Consider the following 18,623-nt stretch of genomic DNA (forward strand, 5'->3'; position numbering starts at 1 on the left):
GGTGAAGATGGTGACGTTCAATAAGCGATTGATCTGTTATCTGGTAATTCTGGCCCTTTTATTGGTTTTACCCTTTGTCGTCAGCAGCTCCTATATTATGCATTTAATTATTACCTTGGGAATATTCGGCATCCTGGCCCTAGGCCTGGAGATTCCTTTGGGCCTGACCGGACTGTTTTCCATGGGCCATGCGGCCTTTTATGGGATGGGGGCCTATGTATCCGCTCTCTTAGCGATGAAACTGGGCTTTAGTTTCTGGCTTTGTTTGATTTTCAGCATGACTTCAGCCGGATTAATGGGGCTGGCCCTGGGTTTTCCCTGCCTGCGCCTGAAAGGAGACTATCTGGCCATTGCCACTTTGGGTTTTGGCGAAATCTTTCGTATTTGTATGGTCAACTGGGATACATTGACCCGGGGACCCATGGGCCTGCCCGGTATTCCCCGGCCGTCCATTTTCGGCCTGTATTTTACCACGCGGATGCCCTACTATTACTTGATTCTGATTTTTTTCATTTTGGCATTTTTGATTGCCTGGCGCCTGCCCCATACTTATTTAGGACGCGCCTTCAAAGCAATCCGGGATGATGAAGACGCGGCAGGCTTTATGGGCGTTCATGTGGCGAAATATAAAATCATTGCCTTTGTCATGGGCGGCGTTTATGCCGGGCTGGCGGGCAGCTTTTACGCCCATTATATTACCTTTATCAGCCCCGATACCTTTATGTATCAGGACTCTTGCCTGGCTTTATGCATGGTATTCTTAGGCGGAGCCGGAACCATTATTGGGCCCGTGGTCGGTGCCTTTATTCTGGTCGTCATTCCGGAAGTACTGCGCTTTTTGGTGGAATGGCGCATGCTGGTAGTAGGCGTGATCATGGTGGTGATGATGATTTATCGTCCTCAAGGCGTGATGGGCAGCGGCGGGTTTAAAATCCCCTTTAAAAAACCGGGCGTTTCCCCGATGAATCAAGCTAAATGAGGGAAGATGAGTTAGGAGGGTCGTAATGGGAATTCTTACCATAGATAATGTATCCAAGCATTTTGGCGGCGTTATTGCTGTTGATAAGGTCAATACGGTGGTTGAGCCGGGCCTGATCACAAGCATTATCGGGCCGAACGGAGCAGGGAAAACCACACTTTTTAATTTGATTACCGGAGGGTATGCCCTGACAGAGGGCAGTATCAAATTTAAAGATCAGGAATTGAGCGGGCTACCCTCTCATGCGATATACGCGCTGGGAATTGCCCGGACTTTCCAGAATATCAGGCTTTTTCCCACCATGACGGTATGGGAAAATGTCATGCTGGGCCTGCAGTCAAAATTGAAGCCCAATATTTTTCAGGCTTTGCTTCCCCATCAAAGTCATCAACTGGAACGGGAAATCCGGGACAGAAGCCTGTACTATTTAGAGGTTGCCAATTTATTGAAGCGAAAAGATGAACTGTCGACGGCCCTTCCCTATGGTGAGCAGCGGCGCCTGGAAATTGCCCGGGCCTTGGTCAGTGACCCGGAAATTGTCCTCCTGGATGAACCGGCGGCCGGGATGAATGTCAAAGAAGCGAAAGACTTATTAAAATTTATTCAATGGATCAAAACGGATCTCAAAAAAACCGTCATTTTTATCGAGCACAACATGCGGGTTGTCATGTCGATTTCCGATAAAATAGTTGTGCTCGACCACGGCCGAAAGATTGCAGAAGGAACCTCCATGGAAGTGCGGGAAAATCCTCTTGTCATAGAAGCCTATCTCGGTACCAAAAAAGAGCGTCAGGCTGCTAGTTAAGAAAGGGGGAGATACTGATGCTTAGGATTGAGGAATTAGAGGTATCTTATGGCGCTATTTCTGCGGTGAAAGGCTTGTCCTTGGAATTGAACCAGGGAGAGATTGTTGCCTTGATTGGTAATAACGGCGCTGGAAAGACTTCTACCCTTAAGGCTATTTCCGGCATGTTAAAACCTAGCGGCGGCAGGGTGGAATTTATGGGAGAAAAAATCAGCGGGCTGCCCCCGCATAAAATCGCTGCCCGGGGCATTGCGCTTGCGCCGGAAGGAAGAGGCATCTTTGCCGGGTTGTCGGTACTGGAGAACCTGGAAATGGGCGCTTTTCTGCGCAAAAATAAGGAAAGCATTCAGAAAGATTTACATAAAGTATATCAATTGTTTCCCGTCCTGGAAGAACGAAAGAATCAAAAAGGAGGCACCTTAAGCGGCGGAGAACAACAAATGCTGGCCATTGGGCGAGCTTTAATGTCCGATCCCAAAGCATTGTTGCTGGATGAGCCCTCTTTGGGGCTAGCCCCTCAGGTGGTGGAATCTATTTTTGAAACGATCAAAGAAATCAACCAGACGGGCATCCCCATTTTATTAATCGAACAAAATGTCTATCTTGCCCTGGAAGTAGCGAACCGGGGTTATGTCATCGAGACGGGAGAAATTATTTTAAACGATTTGGCCCAAAACCTGTTGCATAATGAAATGGTGCAGAAGGCTTATTTAGGCATTGAAGACCAAGCTGAAGCATAAAGGCAAGAGGTGCCAGGCACTGCCTGGCACCGCGGTTTATTTTAAGTTTAGTCTTTTTAGGCGGTATTGCAGCAATTGACGGCTCATGCCTAGTTCTTCCGCTGCCCGTGCGACATTGCCTTTGGATTTTTTTAAGGCATTGATGATGAGATCTTTCTCTTGCTCTTTGATCTGACTCAAAACGGAAAGGGTATGGTTTTTCTTCACTTCTTGCTCTGTGGGTTCTATTTTCAATTCTATATTGTCTTGGCTGAATAAACCTAAATATTTTGGAATATGGCTGGGAGAAATAAATTTTTCCTGGCTGGGAATGATGTTCATGGCACATTCGATGGTATGTTTGAGCTGGCGGACATTGCCCGGCCAATGATAATTCTTGAAGGCGGAAATTACCTCGTGGTTTAGACCGGAAATGCTTTTATCCAATTGAATGTTTAAAGCCTGGATAAAATAATTGGACAGCAGTTCCAGGTCATCCAACCTGTCTCGCAGGGGAGGGAGAAACACATAAACAACGGCAAGACGGTAGAACAGGTCGGCCCTGATTTGCCCCCGTTCGATGGCGATGGTAGGGGTTACGTTACAGCTGCTGATAATTCTGGTGTCAATAGGGATTTCCTCGTTTCCCCCCAATCTGCGTACTTTCTTTTCTTCCAGCACGCGAAGCAGTTTTGCCTGCAGGGCTAAAGGCATAGAGTTAATCTCATCCAAGAATAAGCTTCCCCCGTTGGCTTGCTCAAAGAGCCCTACTCTGTTGATGGCACCGGTAAAGGCGCCCTTTACAGTCCCGAATAGGATTCCTTCCAATAGATTCTCGGGAATAGCGGCGCAATTGATCGCTAAAAATGGACCACGGGATCTCCTGCTTTCTTCATGGATGCTTTGGGCAAATAATTCTTTCCCGGTTCCCGTTTCGCCAAATATGAGGATCGGCGAATCACTCTTAGCCGCCGTTTTTGCCCAGGTGATACTTTCTAAAAACTGCTTATTCAGCCCAATTAATTGATCAAAAGTGGTATGTCTTTCCTTTTGCTGGATACTCGTGGTCTTAGACCATTTTACCGTTAATTTTTCTTGCAAATATAAAATCTTTTCTGCCATCTGGCGGAACTTGGAAAAGTCTTTTAAAATGGCGGCCGATCCCACGATTTTATTTCCGGAATAAAGAGGTACGGTACTGCAAAGAACATCAATATAGTTGCCGTTTTTCGTCGTATATTCCTGGTGATAGTCGAAGATGGGCCTTCCTTCCTCTAAAACTTTTAGCAATAAGCTGGATGTCCGGTCCAGATTATAGATCTCCGTAACATGTTTTCCCAACACCTCTGATGCCCTGTACCCTTCTAGTTTCTCCTGGGCGGAATTATAAATAAACAGGTTGCCGTGCACATCGATGCTGTGAATTCCTTCATCAATGGAATTGAGGATTTTTTCATACATATCTTTGAATAGTCGAATCTCTTCAAACTTAGCAGCAAATTCTTTTTGAGACGAATTGACTTCTGAAAAATAAATGGTCTCAAAATGAAGGGAATCAATTGATGTGGTATGCCTTCGGATGATTAATTTTTTCTTGGTATTTTTTATCTTATAGTTAACAATGTCAAAATCAAGTGATGGAATATCGGGAAACAATGAAATGAGGGGAGAGCCAATCAGGTTGCCAGAAGAATACTCCAAAAGATCGAGAAACTTTTGGTTATACTTGAGGATTTCTCCCTCTGCGTTTGTCACCACAATTCCTTCGTTTGAACCCTGCATAACCGCATCAAGAAATCTTTCATCATAATGAGAAAGCTGCTGATCTTGAGCGCCATTGATGTCTTCTGATAATGGATTGCTCTTTCTGCTCATAATTTCACCAACCTTATATACTTTTGATTACAGATCAAATAATCGATTGTATATGATTGATTTTTAGGCCATTGTTTTAGATAAAAAGAGTTTATAGCAGGGGTAACAATGATAGATTTATTCGACATCAATGTTCCGTGTCCTTTTTTAGAGACCCTTTTTTCCTTTCAATATCCCTAATTATGAAGGATTTTTCCGTAAAAGCATTTTAGTCTTTAGAAAACAGAGATATCAATGACGGAAAAGGGTTTATTTTTTGTCATTATAAAATGGCATAAAATTTGCATAATAAAAACTACATAGAAATTTATCTGTGTGCCCCTGGGCTCTGTTGGCAGGCAAAAAAGCAGTCAAAGTACCAGAGCTGTCCAGCCCTAAATTTTATGTGTACCAAACCGGCCCTTGCTGCAGTTTTGCATGTTCATGTACTAATAAGAATTCGGTGGCTATCCATCGAATCATCCCCTTTCATAGGGCCATCCATAAATGCCATTTGGATGGCCCTATTTCTCATGACCACATGACCAAAAGCAAAAATAAAAAAGTCGCCTATGCGACTTTAGGGATCAGGTTTCAGGGATTCCGAAATCTTACTTGCTATACCCATAAGGTATTATTGGGGACATTCCTGCCTCTAAGACACAGTTGGGGACATTCCTGTCCCTTGAGATAGACCAGGACTTCAGCAGGTGTGTCCCCTTACCGCTATAGGGTGACCTTGGGTATCTGTAAGCAAGCACCCAGCTTCGTTATCCAAGCAGTCTGGCACAAAGCTCCACCGCTGAAGCTGCATCGGGAGCAAATCCGTCCGCCCCGATTTCGTCGGCAAAGTCCTGGGAAATAGGAGCCCCGCCCACGATACATTTTACTTTTAAGCCTTCTTCTTTAATTAATTCAATGGTGTCTTTCATATGCAGCATGGTGGTGGTTAAGAGGGCAGACATGGCCACAATGTGCGGATGATGTTCTTTTACGGCTGCGACGAATTTTTCGGGGGCGATGTCGATGCCCAGGTTGATCACGTTAAAGCCGCCGCTTTCCAGCATCATTCCCACCAAGTTTTTGCCGATGTCATGGAGGTCGCCCTTCACGGTTCCGAGTAGGATTTTGCCTTTGCTGGGCATATCGGTATCGGCGATCAGCGGTTTGACGATTTCGATACCGGATGCCATGGATTTTGCGGACATCAGCACTTCGGGGACAAACATGTCTCCATTTTTAAACCGGGCGCCTACGACATTCATCCCGGCGATCAATCCCTGGTTGATGATTTCGAGGGGGTTGACGCCGGCGTCTACCAGTGCTTTCGTCTGTTCTTTCACCTGTGCTTCTTTTCCGGAAATAACACTTTGGGATAATGATTCAAAATTTGCCATTAAAAAACTCCTCCTCGCATGTGCTTTCTTACTCAGGTAATACAGCAAATTCTATGCCAATGGAGCAAAATGAATCTTGTTTCATGGATAGAATGAAATAATCCTAATTTTTCGTTCCTGACGCATGAGGGAATAAAACGGGATCCAAAAGTGATGAGAACGTAAAATTGTAAAATATCGGAAAGGTATGTAAAAAAATTTTCACTGAGTTTTACATCATTTTCTGTATTCGCGGCGGCCTCATTTATGTAAATATTAAAATCTTTTCAAACAGAAAGTCTTTTATTCCCTTAGAACCTTAGCACCAAAGAACTCTACCTGATTCCTTGCCAGATTCAAACAAAGTGGCATAGGATTTGCTTTTAACCGTGCATGTAAGATTCAATCTTAAGGCTTAGTTTTAAAAGCATAGTTTTATAAGGAAGCATTTATCAGAAAGGGGGCTTTGGTAAAAGAGCAGAAAGCAGGATTTGCATGAGTCGGGTTTGATGAAAAAGAAAAATAGAAAAAGACTAGGAGGTTTAACATGCTGAGAAGAAGCAACTATGTTACTAACTCGACAGTAAATTTTCGCGTATTTACGGAAGAACAATGTCAAGAACTTCATTCTGCTGCCCTGGAGATATTGGAAAGGGTCGGAGTGGAAATGCACAGCGAAAAGGCTTTAGAAGTAGCTAAAAAGGCGGGGGCCTATGTGGAGGGGAACAGAGTAAAATTTCCTGCCGCATTAGTGGAAAAGTGCATCCGCAGTGCACCCTCAAGAGTCGTTTTGTCTGACCGGGAGGGGAATAGAACCATGTTTTTGGAAGGGAACAGGTTTTATTTTGGACCCGGGCCAACCGTTACCTATACCATAGATCCTATTACCGGGGAAAGAAAAGTGCCCACCTATGCGGATGCTTGCCGTGCTTCCAGGGTGATGGATGCCTTGCCGAACATTGATTATCAAATGGACTTTGGTACGATCAGGGATGTGGAGACGAAAATTCTGGACGTTTATTTGTTCGAAGCCATGCTGAAGAATTCTGCCAAGCCGATTGTTCACTGGGCCTATAATACCAAGAACTGCCAGGCTATGATCGATATGGCGGCTGAAGTAGCAGGCGGTTTGCAGAACCTGCAGGCCAATCCCACTTTTGCCATTTACACAGAACCGGTAACTCCGCTGGTACATGAATTTAACGCCTTGGATGTTGCCATGCTCATGGCGGAAAATAATCTGCCCGCCATCTACACACCTGCTCCCCAAGCTGGGGTTACTGCCCCGGCGACTTTAGCGGGGACTATTGTCGTTTCCCTGTGTGAATCCTTAAGCGGTTTAGTGATTCACCAAACTGTGCGAGAAGGTGCTCCTTTTGTCATGGGCGGTGTGATCACCATTATGGATATGGCCTCGACCCAAATCACCTACGGTTCCCCGGAATTTATGCTTTTGGCTGCCGGCTTGTCCGAAATGGCCCATTATTATCAGATTCCCATGTTTAGCACCGCCGGTTGTTCCGATGCCAAGACCTGTGACGGACAGCATGCCCTGGAAATTTCCCAGAACATCTTAATGGCTGCCTTGAGCGGAGGAAATCTGATCCATGATGTGGGCTACATTGAATCCGGCATGTGCACTTCCCTGCAATCTTTAGTGATTGCCGATGAAGTAATCGGACAGGTAAAACGTTTGGTGCGCGGGATCGAAGTAAATGAAGAGACCCTGGCTTTGGATGTGATCGCCAAGGTGGGTCCGGGCGGGAACTTTATGGCAGAAGAGCATACCTTTGAAAACTTCAAGAAAGAATGGTTCTTCCCCAGTTTACTGAACCGGCGGAGATTCGTGGATTGGGAAGCAGCCGGCAAGCCGACTCTCACAGACAACGCGCAGAAAAAGCTGCTCGATATCATTGAAAAGCACCAGCCCAAACAATTGGATGAAAAAACACAGGCCAAATTAAGAGCGATTGTGGAAAGCCTGAAGTAATTCTGTTTTGCTGCGGAACGTGAAAATATGCCAGGATAAATTAAAAGGAGGAAAACAAAATGAGTCAGATCCCGGAATTAGATCTTACGGATCGTAATTGGGTAGCAAAGTATATTGACCTTGGAAAGGAAGTATTATACCTGACCCAGCAAGAAGTAATCGGCATGGGACTAACCCAGGAAGATATTTTAAAGCTTACCGAGCATGCTTTAATTTCTCATGGGAAAAAAGAATACGAAATGCCGGCGAAAATCGGTGTGCATCCCCTGCCGGAGGTCTTCTTTCATGCCATGCCTGCCTACGTACCGTCTAAGAATGCCTGCGGCATGAAGTGGATTGAGTGCTATCCGTACAATATTCAAAGGTTTCAACTCCCTCAGACCACCGGCCTTTTGATTCTGAATGATATCGCCTCCGGTGTTCCCATGGCGATTATGGATTGTGCCTGGATTACAGCGATGAGAACCCCTGCCGTTACAGTTTTGGCTGCCGCTGCGCTCCATCCGGACGCGGAAACCTTCGGTATGTTCGGTTGCGGTGTTCAGGGCATCGAACATGTCAACTATGTTGTTCATACCCTGAAAAAACTGAAGAAAATCTATATTTACGACATTAATGAAGCTGCCATGGATAACCTGATTAAAATCTGCCAGCCTAAACTGGATGTGCCGATCGTGAAAGGGACGCCGGAAGAAATCGCTAAGAGTTGTGAAGTGATGTCTTCCGCTACCATCATCATCAAAGAATGCCTCTCTGTCGTAAAAGACGAATGGGTTTCCCAAGGCCAAACGATTCTGCCCGCCGACCTGAATACCTTCTGGGACCCTGTTACACAGCGGAGAGCGGACAAATATATTGTGGACAGCATTGCGGAACATGAACTGTTTGCCGGCATGGGCTACTTCCCGGATGGATTGCCCAAGGTTTGCTGTGAGACCGGGGAAGTCCTGGCCGGAATTGCCAAAGGGAGAGAAAACAAGGACCAATTGATCGTATGCAGCAACATCGGCATGTCTGTTTGTGATGTGGTTGTGGCCAGGGAGGTCTTCAACCGGGCTCTGGAAAAAGGCGCGGGAAGAAAATTACCCTTATAACTGCCAGTCTCTTTTCACCATGGATCAACCGCTGTGCAAAGCCATCAAACTGGGCAAAAATCTATTGATGGCAGAAGTGATGGCTTGCACAGCGAAATGATGCCGATTCCTTGTACGGCGGCGCTTTTATCAAAAGGAAAGGAGGAAAATTGTTCAAGCCTTGTTCGTGGCAAAAAAAGAGAGGGGGATCTACATGGACAAGAACAAAAAATTCATTCCTAAGACCATAGAGGAAGTGACAAAAGACTTTGGGCTGCTAGGCCGGGTTGATCCGGCGGTATTCATTATTTCTGCCGTTTTGATCGGTATTTTCGTGATTTGGGGAGCTATTGACACCAAAAGCTTAATGACATACGCAAATGCGGGGTTGGCTTATATCACTAAGAGATGGGGCTGGCTCTACATGTCCGGTACTTTGTTTTTTGTCTTCTTTTGTATCTTTATGGCCTTCAGCAAATTCGGGAAGATTAAGTTAGGCAAACCGGATGATGTTCCTGAGTATTCCACAGCCTCATGGATTTCTATGTTGTTTGGCTGCGGTATTGCGGTAGGACTGGTTTACTGGTCCGTGGGAGAACCGCTTTACCATTACTACGCCGGGCCTTCCTATGCCGGAACAGCGGGAAGCACCCATGCGGCAGAATGGGCCATGGCGATATCTTTCCTTCACTGGGGCATCAGCCCCTGGTGCATTTACCTGGTTTGCGGCCTGGCCATGGGGTTGATTATCTATCGGAAAAACATGCCGGCCCTGGTCAGTTCCTGCTTTTATCCGATTTTTGGAGACAAAATTTATGGACCTCTGGGAAAAGCGATTGATATCAGCGTGCTGGTGGCGACCATTTTTGGCACAGCCACTTCAGTAGGGTTAGGTACTCTTCAGTTTAATGCCGGCCTCAACTGGTATTTCGGCGTGCCGAATACAGCTACTTGGAACGTGATTTGTCTGGCTGTGGTGGTTTTCTGTTATCTTTGCTCCGCCTGCCTCCCCATCGAAAGAGGAATTCGGATTGGCTCCAATGCCAGTATGATTGCTTGTATGGGGCTGTTATTGTTTGTCTTTATCCTTGGCCCGACTACCTTCATTTTAAACAACTTTGTCAACGCCTTAGGCCTTTATGTGCAAAATTTTATCACCATGAGTCTATTTTTGGATCCGGTCAAACAGGAAGGCTGGGTTGGCGGTTGGACCATTTTTTACTGGGCCTGGTGGATTGCCTGGGCTCCGGCGGTAGGCATGTTTATCGCCAAGATTTCCAAGGGGCGCACGATCAGAGAATTCTTTATCGGTGCCATGTTTGCTCCCTGCCTGATTGATATGGTCTATTTCTGCGTGTATGGTTCTACCGGTCTTCATTTTGAATTAATGGAAAAAACGAAGAATTTAATCTGGGCGGCGGTGCAAAAGGATGTCCCCACCGGGCTCTATTCATTGCTGGGCCAGTTTCCCGGAGGCAGCCTGGTAGGTATTGTCAACCTTTTTGTCATCTTTACCTTCTTTGTGGTGTCCGCTGATGCCATCACCATTGTGCTGGGGATGCTGTCCAGCGGAGGAAATCCTGAACCCAAGACCAGCCTAAAGATTTTTTGGGGCATATTAATGGGGGCGGTTACCGGAGTTTTAATGCTGGCCGGCGGCCTGGGCCCTATGCAAACGGCGTCAATTCTTGCGGTTTTTCCCGTCATGTTTATCATGCTGGGGATGTGTTACGTGATTGGAAAATTTGTCAAAGAAGAGATCACTTTTTACGAGCCGACATCCAAAGAGTATGTGCAGGATAAACAGGAAGTTGTGCATCCGGGAACGGGACAAACTGTTTAACCTGACGAGCATCATTCTGACCCCTCAAAAAAATTTCCCCGGCTTAATGCCGGGGAAATTTTTATTTAACGATATATTTTATAGTTGAATGTACGGCCTGGGATCAAAACCTTTGGCAACCAGCACATCCACAAGTTTCTGGTCCGTTTCTTTTTCGAGGGCCGGTTTTTCATAAGCGGCAAGCATTTTTTCCACCCTATTCTGGATGTGTTCTGCCAACAGTTCGTTAGGATCTGTCATGACCCTGCCCCGCAAGCTGATTTCAGGCAGGAAGGGTTCTTTTCTGCAGTTTTCCATAGTATGCTCGGTGCCCAGGAAATGGCCGCCGATGCCGACTTCTTTTATCACCTGCACTGCTAACGTATCTTGAGAAATATGAATCCCCTGAATAAATCTTTTGACCATGCCGATAATTTCCAAGTCGACGATAAATTTTTCATAAGACATGGAATTGTAACTATCGAGAATTCCCGCGCTGTGAATGATGAAATTAGTTCGGGCCTGGGCGGTGGCCATCAAAGTCATCATGCTTTCGTAACCGCTTTGGACGGAAAGGCTTTTGGCATCGGAAAGGGCGCCTCCTCCCCGGCAGGGAAGGCCGTATGCTTTGGCTAATCGGGCACTGATTGTATAGCACAAAGCCCCCTCAGGAGAGCCGATGGCAATACTGCCTGTTTTCATGTCGGCGGTAGTGGTTTGATTACCGTATAAGACTGGGCTTCCCTCTCTGATCATTTGAGCAACAGCGATGCCCGTGAGAATTTCCGCATTACTCAAAGCAATGGTGCCGGCCAGGGTAACCGGACCTGTTGACCCGGCCATGGTACATGAGGCAATTACTACCGGTTGCCCTATTTTAACATATTCCATCATATTCTCCAGCATATTGGTATCAATAATTAAAGGACTGTTCATGTTGATAATGGTCATAACTCTGGGTTTCCTGATCAGTTCTTCTTTACCCCCAAAGGCCAGAGCCGCCATTTCCAGGATTGTTTGTGCTTCATTCAGCTCACCGGTGCCTGCCATCAAACATTTGTCCGAACCGGATAAAGATAAGTAGAACATCACCGGTCGGGACTTGATACTTACCATGTCGGTAGGCTGTACCACAACTCCGCCGTTAATATTGTGGTATTTGCTTTGGTGAAATAATTTGATAAAGTTTACATAATCACGCATGAGGGCAGGACGGACTTGACCGTTTTCCTCTATCACCGAGGGAGCCCCATATCCGGGGGCAAATTCAACCTTGTCCCCGCCCAGAAACATATCATATTGGGGATTGCGGGCGTAGACGGTAAAACCGGAAGGAGCTTTTTTCACCCATGCCATCAATTGTTCTTCGGAAAAATAGGCAGTTTCCCCGACAACCTTAATCCCGTTTCTTTTCACTAAGTTAAGTACTTCATGATGGAGAATTTTTATGCCGCATTCTGCCAGCAACTGCATTGAGGCATCATGAATTTTTCTTAAGTCTTCCTGCACGTTGTGTTTCCCCCTTTTATCAATAATTTTTGGAGAGCGCCTAAGCGTTACGAGGTGCTTTAATCATTCCATAAAACGCTGCAAAAAGTCTGTCATACCATCCATAGGTTTAAAAAGCAAATTTTGTGCCAAAAAATCCGATTATGAATTAAAAAAAGGTTTGATCCTTTAGGCCGGGACGCGGAAGAATAAAGAATGTGTGATGAAATTAGACTTTTTAGCGTCATTTTTTATGCTAAAATAGAAAAAGATTGTAAAAAAATTTTAACTTACTTTTACAATTTTGACACAGATACATCAAGAATTTTTCCTGAACAGGGAAAAGTGAATTTTTTCGCATGAATAAACATGGTTTCTCATGAAATAATGAAAGGGTGAAGGAATAATTTTGCAGATGTGGAATTAATGGAAGGATGAAAGGGTAGCGGGTAGAAAATAACCTCACAGGGGGAAATTATGAATAAGGAATTAGGTCAGAAAATTAAAGAAGTCAGAACCTCCAAAGGAATGACTTTAAAGGACCTTAGTGAAAAAACCAACTTGTCCATCAGTTTTTTATCCTTGGTAGAAAGAGGGTTGGCATCCATCGCCATTGCCTCCCTGCAATCCGTGGCAGAAGTGTTGGGGGTGGATCTGGCTTATTTTTTCAGTATGCCGAGTAAACACGAAAAAATGATTTGCCGCAGTTATGAACAAGAAGCTGTGCTTGTGGAACACTCTAAGAATGTTTATTGCAGTTTGGCCAGCAATTTTGAAGATCAAAAAATGGATCCCATGTTTACCATCTTGCTTCCCGGCCAGCAGAGGTCGGATATTGCTCCCGTTACCCATCATGGGGAAGAATTTTGCTACGTCCTGGAAGGGATCTTGACGTATATGATTGAGGATAAGGAATATGAACTTTATCCCGGGGACAGTATCCATATTCCTTCTTCCATCCCGCATAATTGGGCGAATTTTACCAATAAATTAGTTAAAGTCATCATCGTAGTCTCTCCCAAGATTTTTGAGTAAGAAACCAGGCTGGCAAAAGCTTAGCTTGCCGGAAAATGAAGATGAGGTCAATTACCGTGAAATAGGCCCAAATGGATTCTGAGGGCCTATTTTTTGTTGGCATGACTTTTGCAATATTATTTGACAGCGAAAAGACTTTGATGGTCCGAGGACTTTTTTCGGGCCCTGAAATTGATAAAAAAGGTAAAAAATCTGAATTTAAAATAAATTTTATATTACTCAAATCACGGGCAGGAAAACGGACTTTTTCGCCGTATTATTTTATATAATTTTAATATAAGTAAATTTAGGATAAAAAATTTTAAGATAGTAAAAATATTGGAATTTTGTCTAAATTTTGACTATTTAATCCTGGACCTATTTATTGCAATAATAATTCTAACTATAGGAGGAAAAGAAAGTGGCATCAACTTATCAAAAAAGAAGGAGCAATCTGCTAAAATCCATGGCTGATCAGGGGATTGAGAAGGTGATCGTAGGAAAGCCCCTGAATATTTATTATTTTACCGGCATTATGATCAACCCCTATGAAAGATTTGTGGCGCTATTGCTGGATAGCAAAGATGATCATTGCTCTATGATTTTGCCCAGCCTGGAAAAAGAAATTGCCTCCGTAAAAGGGATCCCCGAAATATTGCACCGGGATGACGAGGATCCAGTGCTGAAATTGCTGGAAGCTTTAGAAGGGTGCAACACCCTGGGGGTGGAAATGGACTACTTCTCCATGAAATTGGGGGGGCAGTTCAACGAGCAGCTGCCCAACATGAAATTAATAGACGCGAGTAAGCTGATTGGCAATCTGCGCATCTACAAAGACCAGGAAGAGATTGAGAAAATTCATCAGGCAGCCAGGTACGGAGACCAGGCCTTGGATGAAACGAGAGATTTAATTCGAGCAGGACGTTCAGAAAAAGATATTCAGTTTGCCCTCTTCCACGCCATGTCGGCTAAGCCGGGAGTTGTTACCGATTCCTATGTGATCCAGGTTTTAGGCGGGGAAAGAACGGCAAATCCCCACGGGTTCTGCGCAGATTATGTGTTCCAAAAAGGCGATGCCGTTGCTCTGGATTACGGGGTGTACTATGATCGATATTGGTCCGATTATTGCAGGACATTCTTTATTGGAAAACCGCATCCTCGTTTAGAAACCATTTACAAAATCGTCTTGGAAGCCCAATTGGCTGCCATCGAACAGGTTCGTCCCGGGATCCCGATCAAAAAGGTAGACCTGGCCGCCCGGCAAATTATTGAAAAAGCAGGCTTCGGCGAATTCTTCATTCATCGGACCGGGCACGGCATTGGCCTGGATATTCATGAATATCCCAAGGTGCACCAGCAAAATGAGGATATTTTGGAAGAGGGGATGGTATTTACCATTGAGCCGGGAATTTATCTGCCCCAATTTGGCGGGGTACGCATTGAGGATGACGTCGTGGTGACAAAAAACGGTGTCCAGGTATTGAACAGTTATCCGAAAGATTATCACAGCATGATTCTTGCATAAGGCTTTCCTTTGGCCCTGTCTTCGTACGATCCTTTTTTCACCTGAAAGTTTTGGAGGCCGGGAGAGGATATTTTAAAATTGAGAGGAATATTTTCATTATTGTGACATTTTACTCAAGGGCAGCGGCAACATAAATAGCCGTACAAGGGGAGGTGAAAAAATGAGCAAATACGTTCTGAAAAGGATTCTAATCGTCTTTCCCACATTGCTTGCCATCATTTTTATTGTGTTTGGCACCATGAACTTAACTCCGGGTGACCCGGCCCAGGTGATCCTGGGACAACAAGCGACCCCTGAGGCTGTGAAGAAGCTTAATCATGAGCTGGGATTTGACCGACCTTTTCTGGTCCGGTACGGGGATTATGTAGTCAAGCTTGTTCAGGGAGACATGGGAAAATCTTATGTCAACGGCAGGTCGGTATTTGAGGAAATAGCTTCCCGTTTTCCCACCACTGTTAAGCTGGCCGCCTTTGCCATCTTGTTAGCTGTGCTGATCGGTATTCCCCTGGGTATTTTAGCGGCGGTCAAACAATATAGTGTATTTGATATCTTGGGCACTTCCGCCGCCATGTTTATGGCGTCGATGCCGCAATTCTGGTTTGGACTGCTGTTAATCCTGCTGTTCGCACTGACGCTAGGGTGGCTCCCTTCTAACGGTACAGATACCTGGCTGGGTTATATCCTGCCCGCATTTACCCTGGCGATTCCAGTGTCGGCCTCCATCCTACGTATGACCCGGACCACAATGCTGGAGACGCAAAGACAGGACTATATCCGTACTGCCCGGGCGAAGGGACAGACCGAGTGGAAAATAGTATTCCACCATGCCCTGAAAAATGCTCTGCTGCCGGTGGTTACGGTGGCGGGGATGGAGTTCGGATGGCTTTTAGGAGGCGCGGTGGTGATCGAAACCGTCTTCTCCATCAACGGAGTGGGTAAATTAATCATCGACTCCATCAGGATGAAAGATGTTCCTCAAGTGACGGGTTGCGCCCTGTTTCTCGCCTTTTTCTTCATGATGGTGATGCTGCTTGTTGATATTCTTTATGCCTATATCGATCCCCGCATCAGGGCGCGATATCAAAAAGGTTAGACTGAGGAGAGGGAAGTCGAAATGAATACTACAACGGAAACTACAACCATTTCCATCAAGAAAAAGTATAAGAAGAAAAGCAGGTTCAGGGATACCTGGAAGCGGATGAAAAGGAACAAGATTGCCATGTTCGGCCTGACCATATTTGCCGTGATCCTGTTTTTCACCATATTTGCCGACCTGATTGTGCCCTACCAGGCAGCATTGGAGCAGAACATCGCCATCCGTCTGCAGCCTCCTACGGCGGACCACTGGTTTGGTACCGATGTATTTGGCCGGGATATGTTTGCCCGCATTATCCACGGCACGCGCAACTCCCTGATCATGGGCATCGGCGCCGTGATTGTAGGCATTTCCCTGGGCGGCCTCTTTGGTGCAGCGGCAGGATACTACGGCGGGATCATCGATATGATCATCGGCCGGGTGATGGACACGATTATGTGTATTCCCTTTATGTTGATGGCCCTGGCCATTGTAGCGGCACTGGGACCGGGACTGGTGAATGTATTGATTGCCCTGATGCTGTCCATGGTTCCCTACTATACCCGGGTGATCCGCTCGGCCATCTTAACGGTGACCGGGCAGGATTTCATTGAAGCGGCCAAAGCATGCGGCACTCCGGACCGGTATATTATCCTGAAGCATATTCTGCCCAATGCTATTGGTCCCGTGATTGTGCAGACCACAATGTCGGTGGGCAGCATGATCATTTGGGCAGCGGCCATGAGCTTTCTGGGCATGGGCATCCAGCCCCCCACTCCTGAATGGGGCTCCATGCTTTCCGAGGGCAAAGACTATATGCTCTATTCACCTCATCTCGTCATATTTCCCGGCATGGCCATTGTTTTGACCGCGCTTTCCATTAACCTGATGGGCGACGGGCTGAGAGACGCCCTGGACCCCAGACTAAAGGATTGAGGTGGATAGGATGGATGACAAGCTTTTAGAGATAAAAAACCTCAGTGTAATTTATAAAACCGATGAAGCCATTGTGCATGCGGTCAATAGAATCAATTTCGAGATCGGCACGAAGGAGACGATCGGACTGGTCGGTGAAACCGGAGCAGGAAAGACCACAACTGCCCTGGCGGTCATGCAGCTTCTTCCGGAGCGGACCGGAAGCATTTCCGAAGGCGAGATATTCTTTAAAGGAGAGAACCTCTTAAAAAAATCCAAAAACGAAATGAGACTGACGCGGGGGGCCAGAATGTCTATGATTTTCCAGGATCCCATGACATCCCTGAATCCCATTGTCCCCGTAGGGGAGCAGATCAAAGAATCCCTGGAGATCCACAATCATGATAGAAAGAATAAAAAAGAGCTGGAAGCCCGGGTGGATGAACTGCTTACCCTGGTGGGGATCCAGCCCAGGAGAAAAGGGGAGTTTCCCCATCAATTCTCCGGGGGCATGAAACAGCGGGTGGTGATAGCCATTGCCCTGGCATGCAATCCCGAGCTACTCATCGCCGATGAGCCCACCACTGCTCTTGACGTTACCATCCAGGCCCAGGTACTGGCGCTAATGGCAGAACTTAAAGAAAAGCTGAATACTTCCATGATTATGATTACCCACGACTTGGGTGTCGTAGCGGAGACCTGCGACAAAGTAGCGATCATGTATGCGGGAGAGATTGTAGAAAGAGGGACGGTACAAGATATATTTGAAGGAGAGCAGCATCACCCCTATACCCTGGGCCTTTTTGGCTCCATCCCTGATCTTGAGATCGAAACGCCCAGGTTGAGCCCCATAGACGGATTGATGCCCGACCCGACCAATCTGCCCACCGGCTGCAAATTCCATCCCAGATGCAAATCATGTATGGAGATCTGTAAACAAAGGCAACCCGAGGCATATTCCTTTGATGCGCATGTCATCGCCTGTCATCTCTATGCTAAGGAGGTATAAGCAGTGGAGCCATTACTCAAAACCAAAGATCTAAAAAAATATTTCAAAGTAAACAGCGGCCTTCTTCATGCGGTAGATGGGGTGAATATTGAGATCAAAGAAGGGCAAACCTTAGGTGTCGTCGGTGAGTCGGGCTGCGGCAAATCCACACTGGGGAGAGTAGTGCTGCGGCTTTTAGAAGCGACTTCCGGCGAGGTGCTTTTTCAAGGCGAAAACATCCTCAAATATGACCGGCAGGAAATGCAGAACATCCGCCGGCAAATGCAAATCATCTTTCAGGACCCTTTCTCCAGCCTGAATCCCCGCATGTCGGTATTTGACCTGATTGCCGAACCCCTGGTCATGAACCATATCTATAAAAATAGCCGGGAAATGACGGAAAAAATACTTAGCCTCATGGAGACGGTGGGACTGGCGGAACGCTTTGTCAATACCTATCCCCACGAGATGGACGGGGGACGCCGGCAGCGGGTAGGCGTGGCCCGGGCCCTGGCCTTAAGCCCCAAATTCATTGTTTGCGATGAGCCCGTATCTGCCCTTGATGTGTCGATACAGGCCCAAATTCTAAATCTGCTCATGGACTTGCAGGAAGAAATGAAACTGACCTACATGTTCATTACCCATGACCTTTCCGTAGTCAAGCACATTTCCAATGAAATCGCCGTGATGTACCTGGGACAATGTGTAGAACGGGCAGAATCAAAAGAATTATTTAAAAACCCCATGCATCCATATACCAAAGCACTGCTTTCGGCCATACCGGTGCCCAGGCTGACGGGCAAGAAAGAGAGAAAAATTATCCGTGGTGAGGTATCGGATCCCATTAATCCCAAGCCGGGCTGCCGATTCGCTTCCCGGTGCGATTATTGCACAGACAACTGTCTGGGACAGGATATTCCGCTGAAAGACCAGGGCAACGGTCATTTTGTGGCATGCCGTCTTTATCCGTGATCCAAACAGCCTTCAGGCTGGGGATATA

The 18,623-nt window shown here is 46.2% G+C and carries 15 protein-coding genes; 12 read left to right on the forward strand and 3 right to left on the reverse strand.

Annotation, left to right across the window (positions count from 1 at the left end; translation table 11 throughout):
- The first annotated feature begins 7 nt into the window (after positions 1–7).
- The 3 genes from DCMF_RS26865 to DCMF_RS26875 are packed head-to-tail and all read left to right on the forward strand — an operon-like array spanning position 8 to position 2,524.
- The gene (locus DCMF_RS26865; protein ID WP_148137292.1) at positions 8–979 is read left to right on the forward strand and encodes a branched-chain amino acid ABC transporter permease; all 972 of its coding nucleotides are present in this window, start codon (positions 8–10) and stop codon (positions 977–979) included.
- A 25-nt stretch (positions 980–1,004) separates the two neighbouring features.
- Positions 1,005–1,784 (forward strand): ABC transporter ATP-binding protein, encoded by a 780-nt coding sequence (locus DCMF_RS26870; protein ID WP_148137293.1) that lies wholly within the window; start codon positions 1,005–1,007, stop codon positions 1,782–1,784.
- 17 nt (positions 1,785–1,801) lie between these two features.
- Positions 1,802–2,524, forward strand: coding sequence for an ABC transporter ATP-binding protein (locus DCMF_RS26875; protein WP_148137294.1), 723 nt, complete (start codon positions 1,802–1,804; stop codon positions 2,522–2,524).
- Positions 2,525–2,560: 36 nt separating this feature from the next.
- Here the strand turns inward: DCMF_RS26875 and DCMF_RS26880 are convergent, their stop codons facing one another.
- Positions 2,561–4,378, reverse strand: a complete 1,818-nt coding sequence (locus DCMF_RS26880; protein WP_148137295.1) for a sigma 54-interacting transcriptional regulator — start codon at positions 4,376–4,378, stop codon at positions 2,561–2,563.
- A 749-nt stretch (positions 4,379–5,127) separates the two neighbouring features.
- A complete protein-coding gene (locus DCMF_RS26885; protein WP_148137296.1) occupies positions 5,128–5,754 on the reverse strand; it encodes a cobalamin B12-binding domain-containing protein in 627 nt (208 codons plus the stop codon).
- 526 nt (positions 5,755–6,280) lie between these two features.
- Between DCMF_RS26885 and DCMF_RS26890 the strand changes: the two genes are divergently transcribed.
- The 3 genes from DCMF_RS26890 (at position 6,281) to DCMF_RS26900 (ending at position 10,639) form a co-directional block, all read left to right on the forward strand.
- Positions 6,281–7,723, forward strand: coding sequence for a trimethylamine methyltransferase family protein (locus DCMF_RS26890; protein WP_148137297.1), 1,443 nt, complete (start codon positions 6,281–6,283; stop codon positions 7,721–7,723).
- Positions 7,724–7,782: 59 nt separating this feature from the next.
- On the forward strand, positions 7,783–8,817 hold the full coding sequence (locus tag DCMF_RS26895) for an ornithine cyclodeaminase family protein (protein ID WP_148137298.1): 1,035 nt from the start codon (positions 7,783–7,785) through the stop codon (positions 8,815–8,817).
- A gap of 193 nt (positions 8,818–9,010) precedes the next feature.
- On the forward strand, positions 9,011–10,639 hold the full coding sequence (locus DCMF_RS26900; protein WP_148137299.1) for a BCCT family transporter: 1,629 nt from the start codon (positions 9,011–9,013) through the stop codon (positions 10,637–10,639).
- Positions 10,640–10,717: 78 nt separating this feature from the next.
- On the opposite strand, the gene DCMF_RS26905 is transcribed toward DCMF_RS26900, so the two are convergent.
- A complete protein-coding gene (locus tag DCMF_RS26905) occupies positions 10,718–12,127 on the reverse strand; it encodes a trimethylamine methyltransferase family protein (RefSeq protein WP_236860131.1) in 1,410 nt (469 codons plus the stop codon).
- A 456-nt stretch (positions 12,128–12,583) separates the two neighbouring features.
- Between DCMF_RS26905 and DCMF_RS26910 the strand changes: the two genes are divergently transcribed.
- The 6 genes from DCMF_RS26910 (at position 12,584) to DCMF_RS26935 (ending at position 18,595) form a co-directional block, all read left to right on the forward strand.
- Positions 12,584–13,141, forward strand: a complete 558-nt coding sequence (locus DCMF_RS26910) for a helix-turn-helix domain-containing protein (RefSeq protein WP_148137301.1) — start codon at positions 12,584–12,586, stop codon at positions 13,139–13,141.
- Between the two features lie 400 nt (positions 13,142–13,541).
- Complete coding sequence (locus DCMF_RS26915) at positions 13,542–14,645, forward strand: M24 family metallopeptidase (RefSeq protein ID WP_148137302.1); 1,104 nt, start codon at positions 13,542–13,544, stop codon at positions 14,643–14,645.
- Between the two features lie 160 nt (positions 14,646–14,805).
- Positions 14,806–15,738, forward strand: coding sequence for an ABC transporter permease (locus DCMF_RS26920; protein WP_148137303.1), 933 nt, complete (start codon positions 14,806–14,808; stop codon positions 15,736–15,738).
- A gap of 21 nt (positions 15,739–15,759) precedes the next feature.
- The gene (locus DCMF_RS26925; protein ID WP_148137304.1) at positions 15,760–16,656 is read left to right on the forward strand and encodes an ABC transporter permease; all 897 of its coding nucleotides are present in this window, start codon (positions 15,760–15,762) and stop codon (positions 16,654–16,656) included.
- A gap of 10 nt (positions 16,657–16,666) precedes the next feature.
- Positions 16,667–17,644, forward strand: coding sequence for an ABC transporter ATP-binding protein (locus tag DCMF_RS26930; RefSeq protein ID WP_148137305.1), 978 nt, complete (start codon positions 16,667–16,669; stop codon positions 17,642–17,644).
- A gap of 3 nt (positions 17,645–17,647) precedes the next feature.
- Positions 17,648–18,595 (forward strand): ABC transporter ATP-binding protein, encoded by a 948-nt coding sequence (locus DCMF_RS26935; protein ID WP_148137306.1) that lies wholly within the window; start codon positions 17,648–17,650, stop codon positions 18,593–18,595.
- The last annotated feature ends 28 nt before the right edge of the window (positions 18,596–18,623 follow it).

This window comes from Candidatus Formimonas warabiya, from assembly GCF_002777255.1.
GTDB lineage: Bacteria > Bacillota > Dehalobacteriia > Dehalobacteriales > Dehalobacteriaceae > Formimonas > Formimonas warabiya.

What these genes read in the sequence shown, in the direction of transcription:
- DCMF_RS26875 (WP_148137294.1), top strand. Translation starts at nt 1,802, where the DNA reads ATGCTTAGGATTGAGGAATTAGAGGTATCTTATGGCGCTATTTCTGCG.
- DCMF_RS26880 (WP_148137295.1), bottom strand. Translation starts at nt 4,378, where the DNA reads ATGAGCAGAAAGAGCAATCCATTATCAGAAGACATCAATGGCGCTCAA.
- DCMF_RS26900 (WP_148137299.1), top strand. Translation starts at nt 9,011, where the DNA reads ATGGACAAGAACAAAAAATTCATTCCTAAGACCATAGAGGAAGTGACA.
- DCMF_RS26870 (WP_148137293.1), top strand. Translation starts at nt 1,005, where the DNA reads ATGGGAATTCTTACCATAGATAATGTATCCAAGCATTTTGGCGGCGTT.
- DCMF_RS26910 (WP_148137301.1), top strand. Translation starts at nt 12,584, where the DNA reads ATGAATAAGGAATTAGGTCAGAAAATTAAAGAAGTCAGAACCTCCAAA.
- DCMF_RS26890 (WP_148137297.1), top strand. Translation starts at nt 6,281, where the DNA reads ATGCTGAGAAGAAGCAACTATGTTACTAACTCGACAGTAAATTTTCGC.
- DCMF_RS26885 (WP_148137296.1), bottom strand. Translation starts at nt 5,754, where the DNA reads ATGGCAAATTTTGAATCATTATCCCAAAGTGTTATTTCCGGAAAAGAA.
- DCMF_RS26925 (WP_148137304.1), top strand. Translation starts at nt 15,760, where the DNA reads ATGAATACTACAACGGAAACTACAACCATTTCCATCAAGAAAAAGTAT.
- DCMF_RS26865 (WP_148137292.1), top strand. Translation starts at nt 8, where the DNA reads ATGGTGACGTTCAATAAGCGATTGATCTGTTATCTGGTAATTCTGGCC.
- DCMF_RS26930 (WP_148137305.1), top strand. Translation starts at nt 16,667, where the DNA reads ATGGATGACAAGCTTTTAGAGATAAAAAACCTCAGTGTAATTTATAAA.
- DCMF_RS26895 (WP_148137298.1), top strand. Translation starts at nt 7,783, where the DNA reads ATGAGTCAGATCCCGGAATTAGATCTTACGGATCGTAATTGGGTAGCA.
- DCMF_RS26920 (WP_148137303.1), top strand. Translation starts at nt 14,806, where the DNA reads ATGAGCAAATACGTTCTGAAAAGGATTCTAATCGTCTTTCCCACATTG.